Source organism: Streptomyces sp. NPDC008092, assembly GCF_042957285.1.
Lineage (GTDB): Bacteria > Actinomycetota > Actinomycetes > Streptomycetales > Streptomycetaceae > Streptomyces.
Window position 1 is genome coordinate 135,905 of the sequence record NZ_JBIBHY010000012.1, and the last position, 11,941, is coordinate 147,845.

At 72.5% G+C, this 11,941-nt stretch carries 7 protein-coding genes; 6 read left to right on the forward strand and 1 reads right to left on the reverse strand.

Annotated features, from left to right (window positions below; translation table 11 throughout):
- Window positions 1–1,361 precede the first annotated feature (1,361 nt).
- The 4 genes from ACFZB3_RS34415 to ACFZB3_RS34430 all read left to right on the forward strand — a co-directional run bounded on the left by ACFZB3_RS34415 (window position 1,362) and on the right by ACFZB3_RS34430 (window position 7,923).
- Window positions 1,362–2,762: a M1 family aminopeptidase gene (locus ACFZB3_RS34415; RefSeq protein ID WP_391382465.1), complete on the forward strand. Its 1,401-nt coding sequence runs from the start codon at window positions 1,362–1,364 to the stop codon at window positions 2,760–2,762.
- Between the two features lie 226 nt (window positions 2,763–2,988).
- Window positions 2,989–4,197 carry an ISAs1 family transposase gene (locus tag ACFZB3_RS34420; RefSeq protein ID WP_391382467.1) on the forward strand — a complete coding sequence of 403 codons (1,209 nt, stop codon included), beginning with the start codon at window positions 2,989–2,991 and terminating at the stop codon, window positions 4,195–4,197.
- 202 nt (window positions 4,198–4,399) lie between these two features.
- A complete protein-coding gene (locus ACFZB3_RS34425; protein WP_391382469.1) occupies window positions 4,400–7,276 on the forward strand; it encodes a BTAD domain-containing putative transcriptional regulator in 2,877 nt (958 codons plus the stop codon).
- Between the two features lie 107 nt (window positions 7,277–7,383).
- Complete coding sequence (locus ACFZB3_RS34430; protein WP_391382471.1) at window positions 7,384–7,923, forward strand: sigma-70 family RNA polymerase sigma factor; 540 nt, start codon at window positions 7,384–7,386, stop codon at window positions 7,921–7,923.
- On the opposite strand, the gene ACFZB3_RS34435 is transcribed toward ACFZB3_RS34430, so the two are convergent.
- The gene (locus tag ACFZB3_RS34435; protein ID WP_391382473.1) at window positions 7,907–9,349 is read right to left on the reverse strand and encodes a hypothetical protein; all 1,443 of its coding nucleotides are present in this window, start codon (window positions 9,347–9,349) and stop codon (window positions 7,907–7,909) included. The two genes, ACFZB3_RS34430 and ACFZB3_RS34435, sit on opposite strands and share 17 nt — an antisense overlap.
- Window positions 9,350–9,586: 237 nt before the next feature.
- Here ACFZB3_RS34435 and ACFZB3_RS34440 point away from each other — a divergent pair, with 237 nt between their 5' ends.
- Both ACFZB3_RS34440 and ACFZB3_RS34445 read left to right on the forward strand, forming a co-directional pair.
- On the forward strand, window positions 9,587–11,518 hold the full coding sequence (locus ACFZB3_RS34440; RefSeq protein WP_391382475.1) for a putative T7SS-secreted protein: 1,932 nt from the start codon (window positions 9,587–9,589) through the stop codon (window positions 11,516–11,518).
- Between the two features lie 100 nt (window positions 11,519–11,618).
- A complete protein-coding gene (locus ACFZB3_RS34445) occupies window positions 11,619–11,912 on the forward strand; it encodes a WXG100 family type VII secretion target (RefSeq protein ID WP_361298318.1) in 294 nt (97 codons plus the stop codon).
- Window positions 11,913–11,941 lie beyond the last annotated feature (29 nt).

Here is an 11,941-nt window from a genome sequence, read left to right on the forward strand (position 1 = left end):
CGTCCTGCGCGACCAGGATCCAGAGCTTCTTGCCGGCCAGGTACGTAGTTGTCGTCGATCACGACCTCGCCGTACTCGGGCGCGAGCACGAACGACTCGTGCCGCGCCTGGTCCTCGGGACCGGCCCGGCAGACCGCGCCGAGACCCTGGACCAGCGGGCCGACCGTGTCCACGTTGACGACGCCGGCGTCGTGCATGAACAGCACCAGCGGGTACTTCCTGCGCGGGTCGTAGCGCCGGGGAACGAAGAGGTTGTACTTCAGGGACCGCCCGGTCGCCGGGTCCTCGAAGACGAACTGCCGGAAGTCGTCGACGATCGGGCTCACCACCGCACCGGGGGCCGGACTGCTCGACGCTCCGGCGGCGTCCTTGCCCCACAGCAGGGCGGCCGGGTCGTCGGGCGAGAGTTCGACGATGACGTACCGGCCTGCACCCGCTTTGAGCGAGGCCTCGGACGCCCGGGCCGCGCCCGCGCCGCCCGCGAGCGACGTGGCCGCCACCATGGCGGCGACGGAGCCGTTCGGGAACGTCCGCCGGCGCGCCCGTATTTCAGTCTTCGGTAAATCAAGGGCGATTGATCAGTGGTTCTCTCGGTTATCCGCGGCATCGGTCACAAGAAAGGGACGGGAATGCCGTGTTGACGCGCCGCGATCGTTGCATTGGCATATCGGGTCGCCAACGGCGACGGTACGGAACCTGGGATTACATGCGGCGGCACCGTGCCATCGGCCCAGCTTGGCGGGTGAAGACGCGAACCCTGTCGAATTGCTGAGCGTCCGTGATCCGGCTGTGATTTCACGTTCTCCGGCCGGAACGGCTCCCGGGGAGAGTTTATGAGAGCCATAGGGGTGGCGGACAATTCCATGGGGCGGGAGACCGGCCGTTCGGCCGGAGGTGCCGGACAGACCAGGGCTTTGGGCCGCGGCGGCCGGTTCAGGGCCGCGTCGTTCAGGTGATGTGTCCTGGTGATCACATGATGCCGAGGGTGATCAGTGGACGGTTGGCGTCGCGGGTGTGGTGGCGGAGTCCAGCGGCGATGTTTGTCTGGTTGCCGAGTCGGAGAGCGCCGATGGCCAGGTTGCGCAGGGATGCCATGGCACGTGGAGCGGTGCCGGTGCGTACGCGGGAGGCGTCCTCGGCGTACGTGGTGTCCGTGACCAGGCCTCATTGAAGGGGATGAACTGCGGACGGGTTGAACCGGGATCCTTGCTGTGCGCCAACGTACAGCGAACATCCCCTGCCTGCCCTGGCATTTTCGCCGCCCAAGCGGAGCCGGCCTCCCCTCTTCGCGCGGGCCTGTGTCGGCCGTGGGGAACCCTGTGACAAGATCCGCTGGCATGTCATCTGTCATGTCGTCAGCCATGCCTTCGTCGTCCACGGGCCCCTCAAGAACCGGTCGCCGTCTGCTGGTCGCCCTGCTCGCGCTGCTCGCGACAGCAGGCTCCACCGTGGCCGAGGCCGGCACGCCGTCCGGCGCCGCGGTGAGAGCGGTCGAACCCGCGACGCCCGACCGCCCCAGCTACGACGTGAAGCTGCGCGCCGACGCCGACGGCTCCCACTGGGCGGGCCGGCAGACGGTGTCCTTCCGCAACGCCTCCAGCCGGCCCCTGCGTGAGGTGTACATACGCCTGTGGGGCAATGGCGAGGACGGCTGCGGGACATCCGGAAGACCGTCCCCCGTCCGCGTCTCCCACGTGCGCGGCGGCACTCCGGGCCGCCCCGGCGTGAAGTGCACGGCGCTGCGCATCGCTCTGCCGAGGCCGCTCGCACGCGGCGAGCGGACGGCCGTCTCCTTCGACCTGGCCCTCACCGTGCCCGCACGCAACAACCGCTTCGGCCGCGAAGGCGCGTTCCGCTTCCTGGGCAACGCGCTGCCGGTCCTCGCCGTGCACGACGCGAGGGGATGGCACCTCGATCCGTATGTGTCGAACGGCGAGAGCTTCTACACCCTGGCGAGCGACTTCCGGGTGCGCCTTGACCACCCGTCCGCCCTCAAGGTCCCGGCGACCGGCAGCACATGGACCCGCCCCGGCGGTACCGGGCGTACGGTCACCCACAGCGTCGCCAAGCGGGTGCGGGACTTCGCATGGGCGGCGGGCCCGTTCCGCACCGCGACCCAGACCTCGCCCGACGGCGTGCGCGTGAAGTCGTACTGGTCGCCGAACACGCCCACCGCCGGTGTCCGCCTCAACCGCAAGGACGGCGTCGCCGCCATCGACCGGTTCGGCAGGGAGTTCGGCCGCTATCCGTACGGCGAGATCGACCTCGTGATGACCCCCGGGTTCGCCGGCGGCATGGAGTACCCCGGCCTGGTCATCCTCGGCACCGAGGAGGAGGGCGGCGCCACCGTCCATGAGATCGCCCACCAGTGGTGGTACGGCGTCGTGGGCAACGACGAGTACAACTCACCCTGGCTGGACGAGAGTTTCGCTCAGTACGCCAACGCGCGCTACTACCGCTGGGACGGGTTCGAGTGCTCGCCGGACGACTCCTGGCCGAGCGCCACCGCCGCGCTCACCAACTCGATGGCCTACTGGTCTGCACACCGTGACGAGTACTTCCAGGTCGTGTACGGGATCGGCCCTTGCGTCCTGGCCGACCTGGAGCACGTCCTCGGGGCCGGCACCATGGCGCGCCTCATCAAGAAGTACGCCCACGACCACTGGTACGGCGTCTCCACCACCGCCGGCTTCAAGAAGGCCGCACAGTCGATGACGCACAGGGACCTCGGCCCCTTCTGGCGGAAGCACCGCATCCGCTGAAGTCGCACTCCGCTCGCGGGTGACGGGCGTACCCCGTCGGCGCCACGACGACGGTGACCGACGGGGTACGCGGGCAGGGCGGCGTCGTTCCGGCGGTGCATCCGGGTTGATTCCGGGTTGATTGGGCTTCAGGAGCTGGGGCAGGACTGCGGGGGCTGACGCGGAGGCAGGCACGACTTCCGGTGATCATGAGGTGTCGAGTCCCTGATCACCACGACGGAATACCGTGCCTGCCTGCTCATCCTCGCTCATCCCGCGCCCTCTGGGCCAACTCGCCGACACCGCGCCGACCGTCCCCGATGACCTCCCCGGCCTGCTGACCTGCCTGGCTCAGGTGCCCGATCCCCGCCGGGACCAGGGCCGACGCCGCTCGCTCGCCTTCGTCCTCTCCCCGGCCGCGTGCGCGGTCCTGGCCGGAGCGAAGTCCCTGGCCGCGATCGCTGAGTGGGCCGCCGACGCCCCGCCCGACGTCCTGGCCCGGCTCGGTGGCCCATGCCGGGAGCCGGACCGCGGCCCCGTCGCCCCGGCCGAGGCCACCGTGCGTCGTGTCCTCCAACGCATCGACGGCGACGCGCTGGATACAGCCGTCGGAAGTTGGCTCGCCGGGCGCGAACGCGCCGCCGGCCAGGAGGAGAACGACAGCGACCGGCGGCCCCTGCCCTCCCGCGCCGTGGACGGCAGGACCGTGCGCGGTGCCCGCCGCACCGACGGCACCCAGGTCCATCTGCTCGCCGCGATGACGGGGGCCGGTCTGGTCACCGCCCAGCGCGAGGTGGACGCCACGACCAACGAGATCACCGTCTTCCAGCCCCTGCTTGCCCCGCTCAACCTGCACGGCACGGTGATCACCTTCGACGCCCTCCACTCGCAGACCGCCCACGCGCGCTTCCTCGTCGAGGACAAGCACGCCCACTACATCGCGCTGATCAAGGGCAATCAGCCCACCCTGCACCAGTGGCCGAAGGCCCTGCCATGGCGGGAAGTGCCACTCCTGGACAAGACGCGGGCCACCGCGCACGGCCGCGACGAGATCCGCCGGATCAAGGCCGCCGCCGTCGCCGGGATCGCGTTCCCACACGCGGTGCAGGCCGTCCGGATCGTGCGCCGCCGACGGATCGTCACCACCGGCAAGGTCACCCTGGAACGCATCTACGGGGTGACCGGCCTGACCGCGGAGCAGGCCGACGCAACCGAGATCGCCCGCCGCGTCCGCGGCCACTGGGGAATCGAGAACAAGATCCACCACGTCAGGGACACCACGTACGCCGAGGACGCCTCCCGCGTACGCACCGGCACCGCTCCACGTGCCACGGCATCCCTGCGTAACCTGGCCATCGGCGCTCTCCGACTCGGCAACCAGACAAACATCGCCGCTGGACTCCGCCACCACACCCGCGACGCCAACCGTCCACTGATCACCCTCGGCATCATGTGATCAACCAGGACACATCACCTGAACGACGCGGCCCTGGTGGCCGGTTCGGTGCGTGCGACTCTCCGGGGCGCCCGAACCATGCCTCGGCATGCCCGTGCGGACTTTATGCTCGTGCGCAGCCGCGCGTCCCCAGGGGGCGGGCACGTCGGCCTCGCATGTCGTCACAGTCGCTCCAGGGGACCCGGTGCAAACACGATTCGCTGTGCTCGGACCCGTCCGGGCCTGGCGCGGCGACACGGAACTGCCGCTGGGACCGCCCAAGGAGCGTGCGCTGCTCGCGTTGCTGCTGACCGAGGCGGGGCATCCGGTCGCCGTCCACGAGATCGTCGACGCGCTGTGGGGCGAGGATCCGCCGGACAGCGCCGTGAACGTCGTCCAGCGGCACATCGGCGCCCTGCGCCGGCTGCTCGAACCCGACCTCCCGGCCCGGGGCGCATCCCGCTGGCTGGTACGGGGTTCGGGCGGGTACCGACTCGAAGTCGACGCCGGCTCCCTGGACCTGCTCCGCTTCCGCGCGCTGCGGGGGCAGGCGGACCAGGCGGCGCGGAACGGCCAACCGGCCCTCGCCACCGAGCTGTTGATGGAGGCACTGGCGCTGTGGCGCGGGCCCGCGGCCTCCGGCATCGCGCCCGAGGTACGGTCCCACCCGGCGTTCACCGCACTCGACGACGAACACCTCGCCGCCGTCAAGGAGGCCGCCCAACTGGCCCTGGAGGCCGGCGGAGGCCTCGGCGCACGGGTCCTGGTCACGCTCCGGCAGGCCGCCGCCCAGCACCCCCTCGACGAAGGGCTCCAGGCCAGGCTGATCCTCGTGCTCGCCGCCACCGGGCACCAGGCCGAAGCCCTCGACGTCCACCGCACCGTACGCACCCGGCTCGCCGACGAACTCGGCGTACAGCCGGGCCCCGAGCTGCAGGCCGCCCAGCAGCGCGTCCTCGGCCGTACCCCCACCCGGTCCGCGGGCACCGGGCCGGCCGAGTCCGGCGAGGGCCCGGTCCTGACGGACGACGCCGAGGCGGTCCAGCCGGAAGCCGTCCCCACCGTGCGCCCCGCCCAACTACCCGCGGACCTGGCCGCCTTCACCGGACGGCGCGACGAACTCGCCCGTGTCCAGGCACTGCTGCCCGCGGCCGACGAACCGGCGTCGGCGGTGGTGATCAGCGTCATCGGCGGCATGGCCGGCGTCGGCAAGACCACCCTCGCCGTGCACTGGGCGCACAGCGTCGCCGGCCGCTTCCCCGACGGACAGCTCTACGTCAACCTGCGCGGCTTCCACCCGACCGGCTCGGTGATGAGCACCGCGGAGGCGATACGGTCCTTCCTCGACGCGTTCGGCATCCCCGCCCAGCGCATCCCCGCTGGCCTGGACGCCCAGGCCGCGCTCTACCGCAGTCTGCTCGCCGACCGGCGGGTCCTCGTCGTCCTCGACAACGCGCGGGACACCGAGCACGTCCGGCCCCTGCTGCCCGGCACCCCCGGCTCCATGGTCGTCGTCACCAGCCGCAACCAGCTCTACGGCCTGGTGGCCGGCGAGGGAGCGCACTCGCTGAGCCTGGACGTGCTCAGCGACGCGGACGCGCACGCGTTCCTGACCTGCCGGCTCGGTGCCGAACGGGTCGCGCGGGAACCCGCCGCCGTCGCGGAGATCATCGCCCTGTGCGGACGGCTCCCGTTGGCGCTGGCCGTCGTCAGCGCCCGCGCGGTCGTGAACCCGACGTTCCCGCTCGCGTCCGTCGCCGCCGAACTGCACGAGAGCGAGGAGAGCCTCGACGCGTTCTCCGGCGAGGCCCCGGCCGCGGACGCACGCAGCGCGTTCTCCTGGTCGTACCAGCTGCTCACCCCCGCGGCCGCCCGGGTGTTCCGCCTGCTCGCCCTGCATCCGGGCCTGGACTGCGCGCTCGCCGCCGTCGCCAGCCTGGCCGGGCAGCGGGTCGGCCAGGTCCGGCCGCTGCTCGCGGAGCTGGCCCGCGCACACCTGGTCTCGGAGCCCGTGCCGGGCCGCTACGGCTGCCACGAACTGCTGCGCGCCTACGCCGGCGAACTGGCCCCGACGCAGGAGACGGAGCAGGAGCTGGCGGCCGCCCGGCGCCGCATGCTCGACCACTACCTGCACAGCGTGCACGCGGCCGACAGCCTCCTCGCACCCAGCCGGGAACGCATCCGGCTGCGGCCCCACGCGCCGGGCGTGACGGTCCCGCGCCTTCCCGACCAGGCGGCCGCCGACCAGTGGCTGGAGACCAACCGGTCCGTCCTGCTCGCGGTGATCGAGCAGGACGCCCGGCACGGCGGCGGCGAACACAGCTGGCAGCTGGCCGCCACCCTGGAGCTGTACCTGGACCGCATCGGGCGCTGGGAGGAGCAACTCGGCGCGCAGACCACGGCCGTCGGGGCCGCCCAGCGCCTGGGCGACATCCGCGGCCAGGCGTACGGGCACCGGGCGCTCGGCTTCGTCAGCGGCCGTCTCGAGCGGTGGGACGAGGCCGACGCGCACCTGTCGCGCGCCCTGGAGCTGTTCGGCGAGATCGGCGACCGGGCCGGCCAGGGCAGGACCCACCGCTACGCCGCCTTCCTCGCCAACCGGCGTGCACGCCACGCGGCGGCCCTGGACCACTACGCCCGGGCGAGCGCCCTCTACCGCGAGACCGGGCAGCGGGGCGCCCGGGCGAGCATCGCCAACGAGGTCGGATGGACGTACATCCTGATGGGCATGTACGAGGACGCCCTGGAGGAGTGCGGCCGGGCGCTCCGGGTCCACCGGGAGACGGGCGACCGCAACGGGGAGGCCGCCGCCTGGGACAGCCTCGGCTACGCCCACCACCACCTGGACCAGCACGACCGGGCGCTGGAGTGCTACCGGCATGCCCTGGAGCTGTACCGGGAGATCCGCGACCGCTACCTGGAGGCCGACACGCTGGTGCACATCGGCGACACCCACCGCGCGGCCGGCGACGACGCGCGGGCCGCACTCGCCTGGCGCGAAGCGCTCGGCATCCTGGCGGAGATCGACCACCCGGACGCCACCGACCTCCGCGAGCGGCTGAAGGACCTCGCCGCACCCGGTCCGGCCCCACGTCAGTGATCCGTCAGTAATCGTTCAGAGTTCCGGAAGCGGGCCCTGCCTACGCTCCCCGCTCCGCTCCGTCCGGAGCGGGAGGTGCGTACGCATTCCCCGTCAGGAACCCGAAGATGACCACGACCACGCACGCGGCCGCTGCCTCGGCCGCGCGTCGCGACCAACTGCTGCACACCATGGTGTCCGACCACGCCAAGGCGCTGCTCGCCTATGCGGAGAAGCTGCTGAACGACCGTCACACGGCCGAGGACATCGTCCAGGAGACCCTCATCCGCGCCTGGCCGCACGCGGAACGCCTCTACAGCACCGAGGGATCGGTGCGCGGCTGGCTTCTCAAGGTCACCCGCAACCTCGTCGTCGACCGGATGCGCAGTGCCACCGCCCGGCACGAGACGATCGGCGCGGACGACCGGGACGTGCCCCTGCCCGACCACTCCGGCGCCGTGCTGGCCGCGGTCGAGGCGACCGACCTGTTGCGGCAGCTGTCCCCCGAGCACCGGGAGGTCCTCCTGCACACCTACCTGTGCGGCCGGACCGCGCAGGAGACGGCCAGCTTCCTCGGCATACCCGCCGGAACCGTCAAGTCCCGGCGGCACTACGCCCTCAACACCCTGCGCGCCAAGGCCGGTCAGGAGCTCAGGCCGGAACGGTGAGCCGCACGTCCAGCACCGGGATGTCGACATGGCCGTCGGCGTCGGTCCGCCAGCGCCAGTGTGCGCCGGCGGCCTCGCCGCACACCAGACCGGTCCAGCCCGCGCCGCCCGGTCCGCACAGGGCGGCCAGCTCGGCCGCCGCCGCCTCACCCGGCGTCCCGGCCACCACGACCAGGCCCCTGACCGGCCTCCGCGTCGCTCCGGCACGCACCGTCCCCTGCTCGGCCGCGGGCGCCGCCGGGGCAGGGGCGTCGACCCGGGGGAGCTGACGGAGACCCTGCGGCACGGTCAGCGGCAGGGCGCCCTCCGCCCCGCGCAGCACGGTCACCGGAGTCTCCGGGCGGGTCCGCGCGATCTCCGCCAGCACGTTCTGCACGACGTCCCGGGCGACGTGCTGGTCACCGCCGACACTGAGCACGCCGTCCAGGCGGCTGAGGTCCACGAACACCGGCTCGCCGTCGGCGTCCGTGCCCGCCCGCACCAGGCAGGCGGAGCCGACCGCGGCCTGCGCCGTCGTGGCGGTCTCCTCGCCGCGGTTCAGCCAGTTGGCGGCGGCCGCCGGGCGGCGCCAGCGGGTGCCGTCGACGTTCGTCCACGGGGCGTCGGCCGTGTCGGCGGCCGCCAGCCACACCGTCACCCCCGTGCTGTCGACGCGCAGCGCGTGCACCGGCCGCTCCGGCCGCTGCCGGGTGGGCGCGAACTCGCCGAGGGTGCCGTAGGCGCGCCGTACCGCGTCCGCGTCGGTGGCGAACCGGCGGCCCGTCGCCTGGCGCTGCATCAGCCGGCGCCTGCGCCGCATCGGCTCGCCGAGCCGCCGGACGGCGCGCCGTAGGGCGTCGTACGCGATCCGCACCTTGCGCCTGCCGACGATGCCGGCGGTGACCAGGGCGAGGAGGATCGTGCCGAGCACCGCCACGGCCGCGGCCAGCGGAAAGGTGAACGTCGCGGACTGTTGGGCGCCCGGCGCGGACGTCTGCTGTCCTGAGTCCTGTCCGGAGGCCGGGGGAGCGGAGGTCGCGCCCTGGGTTCCGGTGTCCCGGGCGAGCCGGACGTCGGGTCCCGAGGCGTCCTGCGGGAGCCGCAGGATCCAGCCGGGGTGCAGTTGGTCGTCCGGGCTGTTCAGGGCCCCGCCGTCCTTCTGGGCCTGACCCCGGTTCAGGTCGAAGATCTCACCGGACCGCGAGGCGTCGCCCAGCGTGTCGGCGGCGATCGACTGCAGGGTGGCGAGTTGCCCGCCGGTCTGCGCCGGGTCCGCCACCACGAACACCTTGACCAGGTCGTCCGAGGGCACCGCCGCCTGCGCGGAAGCGGCCCCGCCCACTGCCACGAGGCACGCCGCCAGCAGCGCCACCAGGGCACGCAGGAGTGTCCGTACCGCGGGGTCCTGCGCTCTGCGCCCCGATCCCCGGTCCGCGCTGCTGCTCATCGTGTCCACCCATGCCCTCTCTGGTTCCGTTGCACCGACTACACGGAGCCGCCCGGTGAAAACGTTCGATGCGAACTCGGATGCGCTCTCCGATGCGAACTTCCTCGTGAACTTCGGCGTGAACTTCGGCGTGAACTCCGTGGCGGACTTCGGACCGGACTCGGTTTGAACCCTTCGCGACACCGACCCCGTGTACCTGGCGAACACCACCAACTGGCACCGGACCGGGGGACCCCAATGGCACGTCGGCACGCGAGTCCCGAGGACTTCCAGCTCGTTGGCATGGACTCGGACCCGACGCCCGGCGACCCCGACCTGATCCAGGGCGTGATGAAGCGGTACCGGGACATCGGGGACGCCGCGGAGAAGGCGCTGAACGTCCTGAAGAAGGACGGCACGATCTCGCAGGGCCGCGGTTCGGCGATGGACCAGCTGAAGGAGAAGATCGGCGACGATCTCCCGGACAAGCTGACCAAGACCATGAACTCCTACCACGACGCGGCCCAGGCCTACAGCGACTACATGCCGCGGCTGCGCGAGGCCCAGGACACCTTCGACCGGGCGGTGGACCAGGCGCGGACCGCCGCACCGCAGGCGAACCAGGCGCCCAAGGAGCTCGGCCCGAACCCGACGGACGCGGAGAAGTCCGCGGCGCGCAGCACCCAGGACGCCATCGACGCCGGCAGGTCGCAGCTGAACGCGGCCAAGAGCCTGGCGGAGCAGGCCAGGTCGATGCGGGAGAGCGCGCAGCGCCAGTGTGCCGATGTGCTGGACCGGGCGGCGCAGGAGGCGATTCCGGAGCGGAACATCTTCCAGAAGATCGCCGACTTCTTCAAGGACTTCCCGTTCGTCCAGATCCTGCTGGCCGCCCTCGTCGCCGTCGTGGCGGTGTTCTTCCCCGTGGTCGGCGCGCTGCTCGGCGGGGCGTTGTTCGTCTTCAACCAAGTCATCGCGAGTCAGACCGGCGGGATCAAGGCCGGTGACTTCGTCGTCGGCCTGCTCGGGCTCGTCCCCGGCGGTGCCCTGCTGAAGTTCGGCGGCAGGGCCGTCGAGGCGATCGCTCCGGCCGCCGTGGCCGCCGTGAAGAACTCCGGTTTCATCGCCAAGAGCAGCGCGTCCTTCACCAAGATCGGCGAGTCTCTCACCAACGGCAAGATCGTGAGCGGTGTCCTCGCCAACCCCGTCGGCAAGGTGGGCGCGGAGATCACCGGCAACTTCCTGACCAACTCGGCTCTGGAGGCGGCCGCCAAGGCGGCCAACGGCGACAAGATCACGGCCGCCGGTGTGTTCGCGGGGGCCGCGGCCGGGGCGGTGGCCGGAGCCGCCTTCAAGGGAGGCATCGGCAGTATCGGAAAGCGGCGCGGGAACCCTCCGGTGGAGGAGGGCAAGGGCGGCCGGTTCGGCGACACCACCGAGCCCGCGGCCGGGGACACCGTGGGCAAGCGGGCCGCCGACCAGGTCGGGGGCTTCGTCGAGGAGGGCGCCACCCTCGGGACGAAGATCGGCGTGGGCGTCGCCCAGGGCGGCGACCCCAACGAGGTCGCGGCCGGCGAGATCGCCAACTCCGCGCCGAAGCTCGGCGCCGGGCCGGTCGGCAAGGCGGGCCTCGGGCGCGCGATCGACGGCCTCACGGACAGGATCCCCGTCAAGACCGGCCCCCGGCCCTCGACCGGCTCGCCGAACACACCCCCCGCCGCCCCGCCGGCCGCTCCGGCCCCGGCTCCGGTCGCGCAGCCGACGCCGCCGGCCCCGGTGCACACACCGGCAGGGGCGCACCCGGCGACTCCGGCTCCGGTGGATCCGGCGAACGTGCCCGTCCCGCCGTCGCCCACCAGCCCACGTCCTACTACCCCGACCCCGGTGGACCCGGCGAACGCGCCGGTACCGCCGTCGCCCACCACGCCGCGCCCCGCCACCCCGACCCCGGTGGACCCGGTGAACCTACCCCTGCCGCCCTCCCCGACCACCCCGCACACCCCCGCCGTGCCGCCGCCCGCTCCCGCCCCGGCGGACGGCGGCAACTCCCCGGGCCGGCCCGCCGTCCCCCCGGTCAGCACCTCCGACTCGCAGTCGAACTCCGGCAGCGAGCCGTCGTCCCCGTCGAGCGACGGGTTCGTCACCGCGCCGACGAGCCCCGTCGAGGGCCCGGACGCCGGCAACGGCCGCTAGCCGGCCAGGCGGTCCGCGCACCCCGCATCCCGCGCCCCGCACCCAGTCCTCCGTCCCCGAAGGGACGGACCGCACCAACCGACCAGCAAGGAGTTCTCCCATGCCCAACTACGCCGTCAACTCGGACACCACCGCCTCCACCTCGCAGGCCCTGCTCCAGGACTTCTCCCAGCTCCAGGACAAGCTCAACGAGGTCAAGGGCAAGATCTCCAACCTGCTCGCCGACGGCTACAGCACGCCGGCCGCCCAGCAGAAGTTCTCGCCGTTCTTCGACGAGTTCGCCAAGGGCTTCGACCAGGTCAACCAGGGCCTGCAGGGGATCGGCCAGTACGTGAAGTCCGTCGGCGAGGCCTTCGACCAGACCGACAGCCAGCTCGGCTCCAACCTGTCCTGACCCACCGGCCCGGCCCGCCGCCACGGCGG